This window comes from Streptomyces sp. NPDC048057, from assembly GCF_040653095.1.
Taxonomy (GTDB): domain Bacteria; phylum Actinomycetota; class Actinomycetes; order Streptomycetales; family Streptomycetaceae; genus Streptomyces.
Genome location: NZ_JBEZNF010000014.1, coordinates 142,397 through 160,121, shown reverse-complemented (window position 1 = coordinate 160,121; position 17,725 = coordinate 142,397). Strand labels below are relative to the sequence as shown.

Annotated in this window: 14 protein-coding genes; 3 read left to right on the top strand and 11 right to left on the bottom strand. The window is 71.9% G+C overall.

Features of this window, described 5'->3' with window-relative positions; genetic code table 11:
- Positions 1-106: 106 nt before the first annotated feature.
- Positions 107-3,496, top strand: coding sequence for a S8 family serine peptidase (locus AB0E05_RS18565; RefSeq protein ID WP_361964615.1), 3,390 nt, complete (start codon positions 107-109; stop codon positions 3,494-3,496).
- Between the two features lie 440 nt (positions 3,497-3,936).
- On the opposite strand, the gene AB0E05_RS18560 is transcribed toward AB0E05_RS18565, so the two are convergent.
- The 11 genes from AB0E05_RS18560 to AB0E05_RS18510 form a co-directional block, all read right to left on the bottom strand.
- Positions 3,937-4,371, bottom strand: coding sequence for a S26 family signal peptidase (locus AB0E05_RS18560; protein ID WP_361964613.1), 435 nt, complete (start codon positions 4,369-4,371; stop codon positions 3,937-3,939).
- Positions 4,368-5,078, bottom strand: coding sequence for an ABC transporter ATP-binding protein (locus AB0E05_RS18555; RefSeq protein WP_361964611.1), 711 nt, complete (start codon positions 5,076-5,078; stop codon positions 4,368-4,370). The genes AB0E05_RS18560 and AB0E05_RS18555 overlap by 4 nt, the downstream gene beginning before the upstream one ends.
- Complete coding sequence (locus AB0E05_RS18550; protein WP_361964609.1) at positions 5,075-6,952, bottom strand: ABC transporter ATP-binding protein; 1,878 nt, start codon at positions 6,950-6,952, stop codon at positions 5,075-5,077. The genes AB0E05_RS18555 and AB0E05_RS18550 overlap by 4 nt, the downstream gene beginning before the upstream one ends.
- A complete protein-coding gene (locus tag AB0E05_RS18545; protein WP_361964607.1) occupies positions 6,949-7,500 on the bottom strand; it encodes a TlpA disulfide reductase family protein in 552 nt (183 codons plus the stop codon). Before AB0E05_RS18545 ends, AB0E05_RS18550 begins: the two co-directional genes overlap by 4 nt.
- Before the next feature lie 56 nt (positions 7,501-7,556).
- Complete coding sequence (locus AB0E05_RS18540) at positions 7,557-8,087, bottom strand: MauE/DoxX family redox-associated membrane protein (RefSeq protein ID WP_361964605.1); 531 nt, start codon at positions 8,085-8,087, stop codon at positions 7,557-7,559.
- A 5-nt stretch (positions 8,088-8,092) separates the two neighbouring features.
- On the bottom strand, positions 8,093-10,774 hold the full coding sequence (locus AB0E05_RS18535) for an ABC transporter permease (protein ID WP_361964602.1): 2,682 nt from the start codon (positions 10,772-10,774) through the stop codon (positions 8,093-8,095).
- A gap of 50 nt (positions 10,775-10,824) precedes the next feature.
- Complete coding sequence (locus tag AB0E05_RS18530; protein ID WP_361964600.1) at positions 10,825-11,061, bottom strand: hypothetical protein; 237 nt, start codon at positions 11,059-11,061, stop codon at positions 10,825-10,827.
- A 434-nt stretch (positions 11,062-11,495) separates the two neighbouring features.
- Complete coding sequence (locus AB0E05_RS18525) at positions 11,496-14,375, bottom strand: hypothetical protein (RefSeq protein ID WP_361964597.1); 2,880 nt, start codon at positions 14,373-14,375, stop codon at positions 11,496-11,498.
- 454 nt (positions 14,376-14,829) lie between these two features.
- A complete protein-coding gene (locus tag AB0E05_RS18520; RefSeq protein ID WP_361964595.1) occupies positions 14,830-15,240 on the bottom strand; it encodes a GNAT family N-acetyltransferase in 411 nt (136 codons plus the stop codon).
- A gap of 439 nt (positions 15,241-15,679) precedes the next feature.
- Positions 15,680-15,853 (bottom strand): hypothetical protein, encoded by a 174-nt coding sequence (locus AB0E05_RS18515; protein ID WP_361964593.1) that lies wholly within the window; start codon positions 15,851-15,853, stop codon positions 15,680-15,682.
- A 152-nt stretch (positions 15,854-16,005) separates the two neighbouring features.
- Entirely contained in the window at positions 16,006-16,440 is a 435-nt protein-coding gene (locus tag AB0E05_RS18510; RefSeq protein ID WP_361964591.1) for a hypothetical protein, read from the bottom strand.
- 321 nt (positions 16,441-16,761) lie between these two features.
- Here AB0E05_RS18510 and AB0E05_RS18505 point away from each other — a divergent pair, with 321 nt between their 5' ends.
- Together AB0E05_RS18505 and AB0E05_RS18500 are read left to right on the top strand one after the other, a co-directional pair.
- Positions 16,762-17,040, top strand: a complete 279-nt coding sequence (locus tag AB0E05_RS18505; RefSeq protein WP_361964589.1) for a hypothetical protein — start codon at positions 16,762-16,764, stop codon at positions 17,038-17,040.
- 20 nt (positions 17,041-17,060) lie between these two features.
- Positions 17,061-17,723, top strand: a complete 663-nt coding sequence (locus tag AB0E05_RS18500; protein WP_361964587.1) for a lambda-exonuclease family protein — start codon at positions 17,061-17,063, stop codon at positions 17,721-17,723.
- Positions 17,724-17,725: the final 2 nt, after the last annotated feature.

Here is a 17,725-nt window from a genome sequence, read left to right as displayed (position 1 = left end):
CACCGTTCCTCAGCTTTGGTGAGCCCGGGAGCGGCAGCCACAACCCCTGGTCCGCAAGGACGTGGCGGCCCGGGCCAGCGCACGGCTCTCTACCAGGAGAAGACCTTTGTACAGATCCCCCCGACCGTCCGCACGGACGAATCGTGATCCGTCCGCACGGCCGCACCACCGCCGTACGGCGGCCCTCGCCCTCGCCACCGCGGTCGCGGCCCTCGCCACCGGCGTGGCCGCCCCGGCCGGCGCCGCGCCCCCCGGCGACGACGCCGTCCACGCGAGCAGGCCCGACGGCCCCCTGAAGGACGTCACGCTGATCACCGGCGACCGGGTGCTCCTCGACGCCAAGGGCAAGCCCGTCCGCGTCGAGCCCGGTTGGGGCCGTCAGAACGTCCCCGTGCGGATGCGCACCGCGGGCGGACGCACCCTCGTGGTGCCCGCCGACGCGGAGCGCCTGCTCGCCACCGGCAAGCTCGACCGGCGGCTGTTCGACCTGACCGAGCTGACGCGGCCCGAGACCGTCGCCGCGCAGCGCGGCGGCGTCAAGGTGATCGTCCAGTACGACGGCGCCGCCGCAGCCGCCCGCAAGGAGGTGCGCGCGGCGGACGGCAGCACCGTCCGCAAGGCCCTCAGGTCGCTGAACGCGGAGGCCGTCCAGACCCCCGCGAAGGACGCCGGGGCGCTGTGGTCCGCGCTGACGTACTCCCGGGACACGACCGCCTCCCGGGACGCCACCGTCGCCTCCCCCGGCGTCAGCCGCATCTGGCTGGACGCCGGCCGCAAGGCGAGCCTGGACAAGAGCGTGCCGCAGGTCGGCGCGCCCAAGGCGTGGGCGGGCGGGCACGACGGCAAGGGCGTCAAGATCGCCGTGCTCGACACCGGCATCGACACCACGCACCCGGACCTCGCGGGCAAGGTGGTGGCCGAGCAGAACTTCACGCAGACCGCCGACGCCAAGGACCGCAACGGGCACGGCACCCACGTCGCCTCCACCGCCGCCGGCAGCGGCGCCAAGTCCGGCGGCGCCCACAAGGGCGTCGCCCCCGGCGCCCAACTGCTCAACGGCAAGGTGCTCGACGACTTCGGCTGGGGCAGCGACTCCGAGGTCCTGGCGGGCATGGAGTGGGCCGTCGCCCAGGGCGCCGACGTCGTGAACGTCAGCCTCGGCAGCGAGGACGCACCCGGGATCGACCCGCTGGAAGCGGCCGTCAACACGCTCTCCGCCAGCAAGGGCGTCCTCTTCGCCGTCTCCGCGGGCAACAGCGGCCCCCGGGCGTCCTCGGTGGGCTCCCCCGGCAGTGCCGACGCCGCGCTCACCGTCGGCGCGGTCGACGACGCCGACGCGCTGGCCGACTTCTCCAGCCGCGGTCCCCGCGTCGGCGACGGGGCCGTCAAGCCCGACGTCACCGCGCCCGGCGTGGCCACCACCGCCGCCGCCGCCCCCGGCAGCCTCCTCGCCGAGCGGTACGGCCAGAACCCCGACGGCTACATGTCGATGGACGGCACCTCGATGGCGACCCCGCACGTCGCCGGCGCCGCCGCCATCCTCAAGCAGCGGCACCCGGGGTGGACGTACGCCGAACTCAAGGGCGCCCTCACCGGCTCCGCCAAGCAGGGCGCGTACGGCGTCTTCGAGGGGGGCGCGGGCCGCATCCAGGTCGACGCGGCCCTGAAGCAGAGCGTGTTCTCCGAGCCCTCCGCCATCGGCTTCGCCAAGGCCCAGTGGCCGCACGCCGACGATCCGCTCCAGACGAAGAAGATCACCTACCGCAACACGGGCGACAAACCGGTCACGCTCGCCCTCACGCTCGACGCCCGCGACCCCAAGGGCCAGCCCGCGCCGGCCGGGTTCTTCGCCCTCGGCGCCGACAAGGTGACCGTCCCCGCGGGCGGCACCGCCTCCGTGGACCTGACCGCGGACACCCGGCCCGGCGGCACCCTCGACGGCCTGTACTCCGTCCAGGTCCTGGCAGCCGGCGACGGACAGAGCGTGCGCACCCCGGCCGTGGTCGAGCGCGAGGTCGAGTCGTACGAGGTGACGTTCCAGCACACGGGCCGGGACGGCCAGCCCGCCACGGGCTACTCGACCAGCGTGGACGGCGTCGAACCGAGCCTGTGGGACAAGAGCGCGCACCTCGACGAGACCTCGCCCACGAACAAGGTCCGGCTGCCGAAGGGCACGTACTACCTCAGCGCCTTCATCGGCGACTCCGCTCCGTCCCGGGCGAGCAACCTGCTGGTCCAGCCGGAGCTGAAGCTCACGGGCCCGCAGACGGTGACCCTCGACGCGCGGGCGGCGAAGCCGGTGGACATCACCGTGCCGGACGCCGCCGCGACGCTGGACAGGGTCTCCGCGACCCTGTCGTACCAGAAGGGCGAGTACGACCGCAGGGCGTTCTTCGGGCTGGAGTCCTTCTCCGACCTGCGCCTCGCGCACATCGGCCCGCCGGTCACCGGTCGCGCCTCCCACCTGTGGTCGGGGACGTGGACCAACGGCGCGACGGACTACGGCGTGACGACGGGCAGCAGCGGGGACCGCTTCCCCACCGGCTACGTGCGGCACCTCACCGCGGGCGACCTGGCCACCGTGAAGGTCGGCCTCGGCGCCTCCGCCCCGGGCAAGAGCGGCGCGCTCTTCCCCACGGCCACCCTCCCCGGCGTGCCGTCGTCGCCCTTCTCGTACGGCTCACCGGCCCGGCCGCTGCCCGAGGAGCGGACGCTGCACCTGTCGACGCTGGACCGGGCGCGCTGGGACATGGGCTTCCAGCAGGTCGTCTCCACCCCGGAGAGCTGGATCACCGAAACCTCGTTCGCGCCCCAGGAGCCCAAGGAGTACCGCGGCGGGCAGACCTACCGCGAGGAGTTCAACACCGCGGTGACCAGCCCCGTGCTGGGCGCCCCGTACGGCCTGTTCCGCAAGGGGAACGAGATCTACGGCGACGTACGCCTCTTCTCCGACGGCAAGGGTCACCCCGGTCGCTCGCTCCACAAGTCGGTGCGGACCACGCTCCTGCGCAACGGTGTGCAGGTCGGGGAGAACACCGACGCACTGGACCGGGCCCCGTTCGCCGTGCCCGCCGACGACGCCAAGTACAAGCTGTCGACGTCGGTGACGCGCGACCCCGCCGTGTCGAAGACCTCCACGCGCATCGACACGAGCTGGGAGTTCCGCTCGCAGCAGACGGCGACGGAGACGCAACTGCCGGCCTCCACGGCACGGTTCGGCGCGACCGTCGCCCTCGACGGCACCGCCCCCGCGCGGCAGGTCCAGCAGGTCCCGCTGACCGTGCAGGGCGCCGCGGCCGGCGGGAACCTCAAGTCCCTGACGGCGTACGCCTCGTACGACGGCGGCCAGAGCTGGCAGAAGCTGCCCGTGAAGCAGGGCAAGGCCATGGTCCGCACCCCGGACGCGGGCAAGGGCATCGCGCTGCGCGCCGTGATCGTGGACAAGCAGGGCAACCGCTCGACGGTGGACGTCCACGACGCGTACCTCGGCAAGTGACCCGCTAGAGGTCCAAGGGGCGGCGTGCGGACCGGGCACGCCGCCCCTCCCGGCTGCGCCGTTGCCAGCCCACCTGCGGTTGCTCGCGCAGTCCCGCGCCCCCTGGACACCACCGCCGTGCCCCTGCGGGCGCATTGGTCTCCGGAGCCCGGTGGTGGCTTGTCGCGCAGTTCCCCAGCGCCCCTGAAGACCTCCGCCTCCAGCCCGCAGACAAGTGACTGGGGAAGCGAAACAGGGGCGCTGGGGGTCCCCCCACGCCCTCTGGGCGTAGGTGGGGGCGCCCCCGTGCCCGCAGGGCACAGGGGGAGGAACTGCGCGACAAGCCCACCACCAGGCCGCAGTGGACATGACCCCCGCAGGAAGACGGCGAGGTCCTGGGGCCGCAGGGTGGCACCCGTGGTCGCACGGGGCGCACCCCCACACCCCGGCCGCCCGCGCCCCTACCGCGCCAGCCGGCGGACCACCACGCCCAGGACCTGGTGCACCGGGCACGGGCCGTGGTTGCGGGAGTCGTCGCTGTACGGGCCGTCGCCGACCGCCGCGAGATGGCCCGGCGGCACCGGCGCGCCCTCGAACGGGTCGCCCGCGAGCGCCACCGCCCGTTTGATGAACCACTCCGTGGCAGCCAGGTCCCCGGTCACCGGGGGCCGCTGGCGCCACGAGGTCTCCAGGTCGGGCTGGGCGACCACCACGATGTCGCCGCGGCGCAACCCGCGCGCCCCGCGGCGGATCAGCACCCGGTCGCCGTGGGTCAGGGCGGGCTCCATGCTCGGGCCGCGCACGGTCACCGTGACGTAGCGCCGGCGCACCCGCCACGCGACGAGCGCCACGCCCGTACACGTCAGGGCCAGGCCGAGGACCGCGGGGCGCCTCATACGACCCGCCCGTCCCGCAGCTGGACCACCCGGTCGCAGCGGGCGACCACGTCCCGGTCGTGGGTGGCCAGCACCACGGTCGTCCCGAGCCGGTCCCGCAGCCCGACGAGCAGTTCGAGGACCTCCGTCCCGGACGCGGAGTCCAGGTTGCCCGTCGGCTCGTCCGCGAGGATCAGCCGGGGGTCGCCGATCAGCGCGCGGGCGACGGCCACCCGCTGCTGCTGCCCACCGGACAGCTTCGCGGGCAGGGACTCCTCCCGGCCGGCGAGCCCCACCGAGGCCAGCAGTTCGCGCGCCTTGGCCCGGCGGTCGAAGTCGACCCGGTACGGCAGCACGGGCGCGATGACGTTGTCCAGCGCGGTGAGCGCCGGCAGCAGGTGGAAGCGTTGGAAGACGAAGCCCACCCGCCGCCGGTACGCGGCGAGCTCCGCGCGCTTCATCGCGGTGACGCGCTGCCCGGCCACGTCGATCGTGCCCGCGTCGGGCTGCTCCAGCGCCCCCAGCAGGTACAGCAGGGTGGACTTGCCGGAGCCCGACGGGCCGGTCAGGGCGACCGTCTCGCCCTCGTCGATCCGCAGGTCCACGTCGGCGCAGGCGTGCACGGGGGCGCCGGATTCGGCGGCGTACGTCTTGACCAGCCCGCGCACCTCCACCAACGGGCCCGGCACCTCCGCCGCGGGGCCTCCCCCGCCTTCGGGGTCGCTCACACCGCCACCTCCTCGTCCTCGATGTATCCCGATGCCTGGAGCGCGAAGAGCCGCGCGTACTCGCCGCCGAGGGCCACGAGTTCGCCGTGGCTGCCGCACTCGCCGATCTTCCCGTCCGCGAGCACCACGATGCGATCGGCCCGGCGCACGGTGCCCAGCCGGTGGGAGATCAGCAGACTGGTCGTGCCCGCGCGGTGCGCCCGCAGCCGCTCGTGCAGCTGCTGCTCCGCCGCCGCGTCGAGGCCCGCGCTCGGCTCGTCGAGGACGAGCAGGTCCCGGCCCTCCCGCAGCAGCGCGCGGGCCAGGGCGAGCCGCTGCCACTGCCCGCCGGACAGGGCCACCCCCGCCGACGGCTTCCCGGTCTCCTCGTCGTCCGGCTCGGGGAAGGTGCGGGACAGCAACGTGTCGTAGCCGCGGGGAAGTTCGCTGAGGAAGCCGTGGGCGTCGGCGCGACGGGCCGCGTCGACGATCCGCTCGGGGTCGTCGCGGTGGCGCAGGTCCCCGATGCCGATGTTGTCCGTCGCCGACAGGTCGTACGCCACCCGGTCCTGGAACACCGCGCTGATCCGGTCCCGCAGCTGCGCCGGGTCCAGGTCGCGGACGTCCGTGCCGTCCCAGCGCACGGTGCCCCGCGTCGGGTCGTACAGCCGGCAGGCGAGTTTGACCAGGGTGGACTTGCCGGCGCCGTTGAGTCCGACGAGGGCGATGGACTCGCCGCGCGCGATCGTCAGGCTCACCCCGCGCAGCACCCAGGGCCCGTCGTCGCGGTAGCGGAACCAGACGTCGTCGAACTCGATGCGGTCCGCGAGCGGCGCCACGGGCAGCGGGTCGGGGCGCACCGGCAGGTCCGTGGGGAGCCGGTTGACCTCCACGTAGTGCCGGAACGTCAACAGACTGTGGTAGCCGCCGCTGACGTGGCTGATGGTGACGGACAGCGCCCCCTGCACCCCGGCGGACGCGGCGAGGTACGCCGACACGTCCCCGACGCCGAACCGCCCCGCCAGCGCGCCGTGGACCGTCCACGCCAGCCCGCCCGCGGCGATGAGCGCGCCGAGCACCGCGGGCGGCGACTGGAGCGCGAGCACCCGTCGGTCGTGCCGCTCCTCCGCCGCGTTGATGTCCCGCGTCTCGGCGTCCATCCGCCCCAGCAGGAACCCGCCGGCGCCGAACAGCCGCACCTCCTTGACCGCGGAGACGTTCAACATCAGCTCCTGGTAGAAGAGCTGGCGCCGGTTGCGCGGGCTGATCTCCCACGTCAGCGCGGCCTGCCTGCGGGTGAGGGAGATCTGGACCAGCAGCGCCGGCACCGCCGCCGCGATCGTCACGACCGTCAGCCACGGGGAGATCGCGGAGAGCACCGCGACCATCCCCGTGATGGTGATGGCCTGTTGGACCAGGCCGAACACGGCGGTGGTGATCTGACCGGGCGCGCTCATCGTCGAGTCCTGGGCCAGCCGCAGCCGGTCCAGGAACGCGGGGTCCTCGAAGCGCCCCATCCCGACGAACTCGTTGACCTTGCCGTACAGGCGCCGTTGGGCAAGGTGCCCGATGCCGCGTTGCAGCCGGACCTCGGTGTACGTCGACACGAACGGCAGGACGACCGTCAGCGCGGCGACCGTGCCGATGCCCGCCGCGAGCGCCATGGGGGAGGGGCCCGTCGCGCCTTCGCCGTACTGGAGCGCGTCGAAGAGCCACTTCGTCAGGAGCGTCGCCGCGGCGGGCAGCAGCCCCTGCGCCACGGTCAGCAGGACCTGGCAGACGAAGGTGACCGGGCCGGCGCGCCAGGTCAGCTCCAGCGCGGCGCCCGCGCCGGTGGCGAAGCCGCGCACGCCGCCGAGCCGGTCCACCCCGGCCTCCCCCCGGCTTCCGCTCACGCCGGCAGGCGGTCCAGCACCGGGTTGGTGCCGGCCTCGGCGTAGGTGACGGTGCCGTCCGGGTCGACCAGGACCGTGGTGGGCGTGCCCTGGACCTCGTACCGCGTGGACAGCGGCCCTGCGGACTCCTCCCGCACCACGGTCGCGACCCCCGCCAGCGGCGCGGTCATCTCCACGGCCACCGCGTCGTCGCTGCCGGCGATCACCACGACGATCTGCGCGGCGTCCATCCCGGTGCGCCGGGCGAACTCGGGCAGGTCACCGGCCGCGGTGACGCAGACGGCGCAGTCGGTGGACAGGAACGTCAGCGCCGCTTCCCGGCCCGCGAGGCCGTCCGAGGTCACCTGCGTCCCGTCGACGGCGACGGCGGTGAACGCGGGCAGCGGTTCGCCCGTCGGAGGGCCCGACGTCAGGTTCTCGTACCTGCTGGTCCGGATCTTGCGCTCCTCCTCGTGGCGGCGCAGCCGGCGGATGACGGCGAGGACCAGCACCAGGTTCAGCGCGGTGACGACTCCCAGCAGGAGCAGTCCCAGGGACAGATAGACCATGCCACTTCCCTTTCGTGAGGTGGGATCGGACGTCAGATGAGAGGCAGGGGTGGGAGTCAGGGGCCGACCATGAGGTCGACGACGTCGTCGAAGAAGGCGGTCACCAGGGTGATCACCGCCGCCGTCACGACGCACAGGACGACGGCGGGCAGCTCCGGCGACGCGTCCGAGGCCGCGCCGACGCCCACCAGCCCCAGGACGGCAAGGCCCAGCAGGGGCGCGTTGCGCACGACGTGCCGTCGGCCCAGCCGTGCGGTGGGGCGGCCGAAGCAGGCGCACGACACCTCGGTGCGGGAGACGGTGGCCCAGGCGGCGACGGCGGTGAACCCCGCGGTGAGCACGGCGGCGGCGACGAGCCCGGGTCGTACCGTCTGCACGGGACCGAGCAGCGCGAGCCCGGTGACGCCCTCCGCCGCGATCAGGGCGAGCGCCGCGGGCCGGGCCAGCCGACGGGCGTCGGGGCCGACGCGCCGCAGGAGCCCGTCCAGCATGTCCCGGCTCTCCTGGAAGGACCGCGCCTTGGCGACCGCGGACACCAGGAGGACCCCGGCGAGCGCGAGCCGTGCCGTGAGCACCGCGTACGTCACGATCGTCACTCCTCCGCCAGCAGCCGCGCAGTGGACCTGCGCCGCTGCACCAGTACGGGAACCAGGCCGGCCGCCGCGGACAGCGCCGTGCCCGCGGCGACGACCCCGACGGCCGGCACGAGCAGCGCGCCCGCGCCGCCGGCCGGCGCCAGCCACAAGGCGGCGGCCCCGCCGAGCACTGCCCCGGCCGTCGAGCCCAGCAGCCCGATGAACGCCCCTTCCAACAACACCAGTCGGGTCGTCACGCCCTCGCCCCAGCCGACCGCCCGCAGCAGGGCGAACTCGGACGCGCGGTCCTGCACCCCGAGGTACATCACGTCGCCCACGGCCACCGCGGACAGCAGCACCATCGTCACGACCGCGGCGACGTCGGTGGAGCGCACCTGCACCGAGACGGTCTCCCCCAGCAGCGAGCCGGCGAGCGTCCCGCGGAAGGTGGAGGTCGCGGCGAGCAGCAGCAGGGTCGCGGCGGCTGCGGTGGCGACGGCCGCGGCGCCCAGCAGGCTACGGCCCCGGGCGCGTACGGCACCGGCCAGCGCCATGCCCGCCACGCCGGCGAACATCCGGGCCCGCCGCCCGGTGGTGACGGCCGGCCGCAGCGCGGTGACGGGCTGGACACGCGCGGCGAGCCAGGCGGGCACCGCCCCGCTGACCAGCGCCACGACCAAGGCGACCGGCACGGCGAGCAGCGCCCGCACCACCGGTACGTCGATGTCGAGGGCGAGGCCCGTCACCCAGGCCACGGCCGTCCCGAGCACCCCCGCGACGGTCCCCAGCAGCAGCAGTTCCCCGAGGACGACGGTGAACAACTGCCGCCGGCGCCAGCCCACGGCGGCGAGCAGCCCCAACTCCGCGCGACGCGAACGCACCGACGCCGCCGCCGCGTTGGCGACGAACAGCGTGCACACCACCAGCACCAGGACCAGCAGGAGCAGGGACTTGGCGTCGGACGCCTCGATGATCCGGGCGGCGACGTTCTTCTTGCTCCACCACTCGGTGAGCCGCAGCTCGGGCCGCCCGTTCCCACCGGCGGGCAGCACGACGGTGCGCGCCTCGGGCGAGGAGCCGAGGACGACGTCCACGTGCAGCCCGGTGCGCTTGCGGATCTCCTCGGCGGCCACCCGCACCCGCTCCCGGGAGACCGCGTCGGCGCCGGTCACCCCGGCGACCTTCACCCGGATCGCGGAGACCGGCGCGAGGGTCTGCTGGTGGGAGAGGTATCCCTGGTCGGCGAGCCAGCGCACCGACTCCATCGAGACGAGCACGAGCGGGGGTTGCTGGATGTACGCGGTGGGCGACGACGCCGGCCGCAGCGCCCCGCCCTTCAGCAGCTTCCGGGAGCGCTCGTCGGCGCCGGACAGCGCCGGCTCCCCGTACGTGCCGAGCGGCAGTCGGGCGGCGGAGTCGAACTCGGGCAGCCGCCGGGGGTCGAAGGTGCCGACGGCCTTGGGGAAGACGTCCTCCCCCGTCCACCCGTCCGTGTCCTGCGGCCGGAGCTTGCGGAACCAGAGGTCCCGGCCGTCGAGCGGCAGGACCGTGCTGACCTTGTCGGGGCGCTCGACGGTGCGGGGCCGCAGGGTTCCGTCGGCGGCCCGGTCGTGGGTGACGGGCCCGGTGACGTCGAAGAAGCCGGAGCCGCTCTGGCTGACCTCGCCGACGGGATGGCGCTGGTAGCGGGCCGCGGCGTCGTACTCCTCGTCCAGCAGGGGGCGGTCCGCGCCGCGGGCGGTGAGGGTCAGCCCCAGCTTGAGGTCGCCGACGGTGCGTTCGGAGCGGAGCGTCGGCATCACCGACGCCGGCCCGTCGGCCCGGCTGGTCGCCTGCCGGACGGGCTTCTCCGAGGTCAGGTACTGCCCTTCGGTCACCGCGTCGTCGAGTCCGAAGAGTGCGGCCTCCGCCTTCGGGTCCACGCCCGCGACGAGGTACGACACGGGGAAGTCGGTGTACACCTTCGTCGACGGCCCGTACGGCGCCGGCTCGATCCCTTCGGGCGGGTCGATGTCGACGATCCCGGCCCAGGTCAGGCACTTGACGGACTCGACGAACCGGATGGCGCCCGCCGTCTGACGCACGGTGCCCCGGCACACCTCGCGGCGTTCGCCCGAGGGCAGCACCTCGAAGTAGCGGTCGGTGTGCACCACGGTGGCGTTGCCCCCCGACGTGCCCTGCGACACCTGCGGCCCCGGCCGGGCCTCCAGCGGGTACGGCGTGATGAAGACGGTGGTCGGCTTCTCCTGCACGGTCGACAGCCCGCGGTCGTACCGCCAGACCCGGTTCAGGTCGAACGTCCCGCGGGTCCCCTTCGGCACGAGGTCCGCGAGGTCGATCACCACCCCGCTCCGGTCCGCCTGGTGCCCGAGCACGGCGAGCGGCGCCGCGACGTCCACCCCCGGCGCGTTTCGTACGGCGGCGGCCTGCTCCAGGGTGATCCCGCCGTACACGTCCGACAGCGAGTTGGGCCGGATCAACCCCTCGCCCTTCTCCAACTCCTGCACCGCGCCCTCGGGCCGCACGAGGACGTCGTAGGCTCCGCGGTTCTTGGCGATGATGCCGGTGACGGTCAGCCGGCTGGACTCCGTGGTCGCCGTCAGCACCACGAACGACGACACCGCCACCAGGATCCCGGCGAGGAGGGCCACGGACCGGGCCCAGTGGCGCGTCAGATGACGCTGCATCAGGCGGAACACGGGCCCTCCTCCGTTCCATTCAGACGTCAGTCAACGGGCGGGAGGGCCGATCAACAGGTCATGACGCCACAGTTCTTCCACGGGCCGCAGTACGGGGCGGGGCAAGCGCTGCCGCCCACGTAGCAGCACCGCTTGTGCAGCCGGTTGGCTATGCACTGGGACTGCGTGTAGGAGGTCTGGCATCCTCCGGAACAGCGGCCGAAGCACGGGTCTTCGGCCGCCCACGCCTCGGTCTCGGGGACCAGTCGGCTCAGCAGGGTGTCACCGAGTCGGTTCAGGAACTTCACGGGTTCGCCTCTCTCGTCGGTCGTGCACCGTGTCGGTTCTTCACGTCCCGAGTCCCCGCGCGCTCTCGCGAACCCGGGTCGGCGCGCCCATCGTGAACGCGCACTGGAGTAGACCATTCACTCCGGGTGTTCACAACGGGGTGATCGGCCTTGCGATCGCGGTGTGACCGGGGTCACATGCGAGGCGGGAGGCGACTCAAGTCCCTTTTGTGGCAGGAGGTTTGAGTCATGGACCTCGTTGCACGGCCCGTACTGTCCACCTATCGCGCGGTGATGTGGCAGCAGGCGCTGACCGAAGGCGCTGCGATCAACGCCCGAACGACCAGTGCCCGGCACCTGGGTGGCTGCCGGGCACTGCTGGGGACGACGTCGGGTGGCTTTCCTCCCTGCTTCTCGCCCCTGCTCCTTCTGTCTCTCGTTCTTGCTTCTTGCCCTTACTTCTTGTCCTTGGGCGTGATCTTGCCGTCGGCGGTGCAGCGCTTGTCGTCGCTGCCGCGGGCGCAGTTGTTGCCCGGGGTGGTGGAGACGACGGTGTTGTGGAGCTTGAGGTCGCCGAAGGTCCGGACGTCCGTGGTGACGGAGAAGGTGATCGTCGCGGACTGCCCGGGTTCGAGGGCGCCGCGCCAGGTGAGGTCGGGTTCGTCGTAGGAGACGGTGCCCCGGCTGGCTTCGGCGTCGTCGTTGTAGGCGGCGTCGTCGAGGAGTTCGGTCAGGTCGTCGGTGAGCGTGGCCGGGTTCGCGGCGGTGTAGGCGGTGTCACCGGTGTTGGTGACGGTGATGGTGTACTCCACCGTGTCGCCGGGCATCACCACCGCGGGCCCGTTCTGCTCCTTCGTGATGGTCAGCCCGGGCTCGCCCGTCACCTCGGTGGTGGTGGTGTCCTCGTTGTTGTCCGGGTCCGGGTCGGGCTCGTTGCCCTCCACCGTCACCGTGTTGACGATGGTCGTGGCGCCTTCGGCCGCCGTCCCGGTGAGCACGACGGCAGCGCTGTCGCCCTCGGCGAGCGGCCCGCCCTCGCAGGTGAGGGTGCGGCTCGCGATCGTGCACCCGGCGGTGGTCGTGGCGGCGTCCTCCAGCCCGCCCGGCACGGTGTCGGTCAGCGTCCAACCGGACGAGTCGCCCGGCCCGTTGTTCGTCACCGTGATCCGGTACGCGACGTGTCCGCCGGGGGCCGCCTCCGCCGGTCCGACCTTCGTCACGGCGAGGTCGACCGACGGATTCACCGTGGTGGTCGTGGTGTCCTCGTTGTTGTCCGGGTCCGGGTCGGGCTCGTTGCCGTCCACGACCGCGGTGTTCACGATCCGCGTCGCGTTCGCCCCGGCCGTACCGGTCAACACGATGCTGGCGCTGTCGCCCACGGCCAGCGCGCCGCCCTCGCAGGTCAGCGTCCCGCCCGCGATCGCACACCCGGCGGTGGACGTCGCGGCGTCCGCCAGCCCGGCCGGGATCGCGTCCGTCACCGTCCAACCGGTCGCGTTCGAAGGACCGTTGTTCGTCACGGTGATCGTGTACGAGACGTCCCCGCCCGCGGTGACGGTCGCCGGCCCCGTCTTGGTGAGGGCCAGGTCCACGGACGCGGTCACCGTCGTCGTGGTCGTGTCCTCGTTGTTGTCCGGGACCGGGTCGGGGTCGTTGCCCTCCACGACGGCCGTGTTCACGATGCTCGTGGCACCCGGTGCGGCCGTGCCCGTGAGGGTGATCTCCACGCTGTCGCCCACCGCCAGCGGACCGCCGATGCAGGTGAGCCCCTCGCCGCCGATCGAGCAGCCGGGCGTGGTCGTGGCCGCGTTCTCCAACCCGGCCGGAATCGGGTCGTTCAACCCCCACCCCGTGGAGTCCGACGGCCCGTTGTTCGTCACCGTGATGGTGTACGAGACGTTCCCGCCCGCGGCCACGGTCGCCGGCCCCGTCTTGGTAACCGCGAGGTCGACCCGACGCTCCAGCGTCGTGGTCACCGTGTCCTCGTTGTTGTCCGGGTTCGGATCGGGCTCGTTGCCCTCCACCGTCGCCGGATTCACGATCCGCGTCGCGTTCGACGCCGCCGTACCGGTCAGCGTGATGGTGGCGCTGTCGCCCACGGCCAGCGCGCCGCCCTCACAGGTCAGGGTGGCGCCGCTGACGGAACACCCGGGAGTGGTCGTCGCGGCGTTCCGCAGCGTGGCCGGGATCGTGTCCGTCACCGTCCAACCGGTGGAGTTCGACGGTCCGTTGTTCGTCACCGTGATGGTGTACGAGACGTCCTCGCCCGCGACGGCGGTCGCCGGCCCTTCCTTCGTCACCCCGAGGTCCACCGACGGATCCACGGTCGTGGTGGTCGTGTCCTCGTTGTTGTCCGGGTCGGGGTCCGGGTCGTTGCCGAACACCTTCGCCGTGTTCTCGATGGAGGTGGCGCCCACCGCGGCCGTGCCGGTGAGGGTGATCTCCACGCTGTCGTCCACCGCCAGCGCACCGCCCGTGCAGGACAGCATGCCGTTGGTGATGCTGCACCCGGCCGTCGTGGTGGCCGCGTTCTCCAACCCGGCCGGGATGTCGTCCGTCAGGGTCCAGCCGGACGACGGGTTGGGCCCGTTGTTCGTGAGCCTGATCGTGTACGACACGCTCCCGCCGGCGGACACCGTCGCGGGCCCCTCCTTCGTCACCGCCAGGTCCACCGGCATCTGGAAACAGGAGGTGGCGTCCACGGAGACGGAGCTGGCCGGCGCCTGCTGCGTGGAGAGCTGGGTGAAGGTCGGGGCGTCGGGGTTGGCGATCTGGAGCCGGGTGATGGTGCCCGCATTGCTGAAGAAGCCCAGGTCACCGTTGCCGTAGGTGTACGTGCCGCCGTAGTCCGCCACCGGCAGGACGCCCGCGTAGGTGGTGACCGTCCCGGTCGTCGGGTCGATGCGGGAGACCCCGCCCTGACGGTTGGCGCCCCACAGGTAGCCCTCGCTGTACGCGAAGTCGATGACCCCGCCCAGGGTCTCGCTCAGGGTGACCTCGGTCGCCGTCCTCGCGGTCACGTCGACCCGGTAGAGCAGGTTGTTGTAGCCGTTGGCGACGTAGTAGTTCCCCGCGTCGTCGAACGCGCCCGCCGCGTAGTTCCCCGCGCCCGTCGGCAGTCCGGTGGTCCCGAGGATGGTTGCCGCACCGTCGTCGTCGATCCGCAGCAGATTGGGGTTGTCCCCCCGCTGGACCGCGTAGATGTAGTTGTCGTCCGGGTTGACACCGATGGCGTTGTAGTCCTGGGAGGCGGTGCCCACGGGCATGAACGTGATCTCCCCCGGACTCGTCACCCCCTGGTAGAGCTGCGTCGTCGGGGTCCCGGCGGACAGCATGATGTCGCCCGCACACGACAACGGAGCCCGGACGCTGACGCCCGGGCCCGCGGACTGAGCCGGAGCCGACTGCCGCGGCTGGGCCGCGGCGAAAGAGGCAGCGGCGGGAGAGGCTGAAGTGACGAGGGCTACTGCGGTGCCCAACGCCGTCAGCCAGGGTCTCCTGAGCATATGGACGGGGGTCTCCTCGCTCCGTGAGTGCCCAGCCGGGCGAGGGCCGGGCCCAGCCGGACGAAGCCGGCCGAAACCTTTCCCCGCCGCCGGACCAGGTGGGTAACGTGCGAATGCTCCGCGTATTGGATCGGCCTGATCAGGCACGTTTCCGGGAACACAGCGCCCGAAATCGGGTTCTTCACCCCAGCGGCCCAGCACCCCCGGGCCCAATCAGGCGACCCCCATCCCCCACCCGATCAGCCGACCCGCCCCTACCGAGTCCCCCGTCGCGTCCCTGCGCTCACCTCAACGAAGGCAGATGAATCAGCCCCGCCTCCGTCGACCGGAAACCACAGGCGTCGAAGTAGAACTCCCCCATCCCCTCATCGAAGTCCACGTGCAGCCACTCACACCCCGCCGCCCGCGCCCGCTCCGCCGCCAGCCGCACGACCGCGGTCCCGACACCGCGCCGCTGGCACGTCCCCCGCGTCTTCGTATCGATCAAGAACGCGTGATCTCCCCCGTCCCACGCCACATTCACGAACCCGACGAGCTCCCCGCCCCCGTCGCGCGCCCCGACCCAACCGAGGCTGTACTCCTGGATCTTGTCCCACCACCCGACCGCGGGCCGCCCGCCGTGGGACCGGACGAGATCGACCATCTCCTCGTCGGTGATGAGGTCGCGCCATGCGTAAGTGATCTCTCCACTCATCGCCCCAGCGTGGGCGAAGGCCCTCGGGAGCTGCAACGGCATGAGCGCGGATGCGCCCGTTGACGAAGAAAACCCCAGGCCAAGGGATACATGACCTGGGGTTTCAGTGGAGCCGCCTTCGGGATTCGAACCCGAGACCTACGCATTACGAGCCCGAGAGCGGCCCTGACAGGGGGGTTCAGCACCTGTCAGGGAATGCCGAAACGTGCAGGTCAGAGAGGTACGGCATTCCGGTGAGGTTCAGGCACTGACAGCAAGTCCGAGGCAGTCCGGCCACACATCGGCCACACCGAACAGCCCCTCGGTCAGCGCCTTTTGTGGCTGGCCGAGGGATGCGAACCGGGGTTGAGGTGTGGCCGCTCCCGTGGGGCCACCATCGAACACAGAGAGGGCCGCGCAGCATCCGCCGCGTGGCCCTCGTCGCTGTTCAGCTTTGGCTCTAGTCCTCGGAGTTGTCACCGTCGGCACGGGGGGCGGCAAGTCCGTTCAGAGCCTGTTCGAGGCCGGCCGCACCCGCGGGAGTGATCTGGCGTCGGTCCATGTCGATCGTCAGCTCGTCGCCGGTCGCACGAACGACTGCGATCGCCCCTGTGTCGAGTTGAGTGCGGGTCACGCGGATCAACTGTTGCCCCCCTCATGGCATCACTAGCCCATGACTCGAACATATGCCCGAGTCAAGAGCCCGGATCAGCCTACTCCGCAGTACACCGCAGGTCACGCACAAACTCCACGGAGTGACCAGAGAACCCACACACTTGTCAACGCCTAAGCGTCATCGGTTAGTTCCGGCGGGAGATCGCCGGCCGCGTACCTCCTGAGCAGGGCCTCGACCCTGGGCATGTCCTGAGCCCCCATGCCCGGCGCAGGAACGACGACGACGGTCGCCTCGTCGCCGCTCGCGCCGAGCGGGTCACCGGCCACGGCCCCGCAATACTGCATCGCCGCCGCAAGGCGCACTTTGCGCTCGTCACCCCCTATGGCTCTTGAGATGGCGCCGGCAACCCCCGGCAGCATGTGTATCGGCTGGTCATGAGCGATTCGGTGCAGGGTGCTGTACCCGACTCTTGTCTGCGTCGCCGGGTCGACGGCGCGCTCGGCGAGCTTGCGGTACGAGAGGCCCGCCTCCTCCTTGGCTGCGCGCAAGAGGTCCCCGAAGGGGGTGCCGTAAGGCCAACGCTCGTCCGTGTCGGTCTGCGACACGCTCTCACTCCCACTCCGTTGCAGAATTCGAACAGTTCTCATCCAAGCAGCCATCACACGGAATCGCAGTGGCCAAAGTTCGTTGACGTGCGTCTCACCAGACTCTTACGGTGCAGTGTTCGAATACTGCAACAGCAGGGATCAAGTGCCACAGGCACTCTAGGGCCCCGACTGTTCGAAATGTGGGACAACGAGGGAAGAGTGATCGCGCACAGCGATTTCACAGAGTCGACGGTTTCCAGGCAGCCCGCCGCCGTTCGACACGCCCTCGCCCCACAGCCGCAGAGCGCGCCGAGTCGCAGTGTGAGGAGAGATAAGCACGTGAGCCCTGTCGAGTTCGTCGGCCCGCCGCCAAAGCAGCGCAACACCAAGCACGCTCGAATCGCGAGCAGCCTGCGCCAGCACCCCAAAGAGTGGGGAGTCGTCCGTACGCCGACCACGTCCATGCGCGCCGCGTCAGCCGCTCAGGCCATCCGGAGCGCGCGCCTGCCGGCGTACGAGCCAGCCGGTTCGTTCGAGGCGGTCGCCCGGACGGTCGTAGAGAAGAACGGCGACGTCGTCCACCGCGTCTACGCGCGTTATGTCGGGGGCAAGCAGTGACTGCCGCCCTGCCAACGGCGGTGACGCCCACGAGCGTTGTCGTCGCTCCACCCGGCCTCGACCGCGAGCAGTGGCTCAAGGTTCGTCGTACGGGCATCGGAGGCTCGGAAGTCGCCGGCGTCCTCGGGATGGACAAGCACACATCCCCGCTTGAGGTCTACCTCGACAAGACCGGCGAGCTGCCGCTCGACCGCCCGCGGAACCCGGACCTCGAAGAGGCCGCGTTCTGGGGACTGGCGCACGAGCCGACGATCGCCCGCGTCTTCGCCGAGCGGTCCGGGCTGCGTGTCGTCGAGGGTCCCGGCACCCTCGCCCACGTCGAGCGCCGTTGGATGCTCGCGAACGTTGACCGGTTCGTGCTCGACGAGGGCGAGTTGACGCCGTCCAGCCTGCTGGAGATCAAGACCCGGTCCGCCTTCCAGCTCGACGAGTGGCTGCTCGGCGTGCCGGACGGTCCGGCGCTGCAAACGCACTGGTATCTCGCCGTGACCGGCTACCAGCACGCGCATGTCGCCGCCCTGCTCGGCGGTAACCGGCTGATCATTCACCGCGTCGAGCGCGACGAGGGCCTTGTCGAGCACCTCGTCGCTCTGCTCGCGGAGTTCTGGCAGGGCGTGCTCGACCGACGGCCGCCCGCGGTCGACGGGTCCGAGGCGACCGAGGAACTGCTCGGCCACCTCTAAGA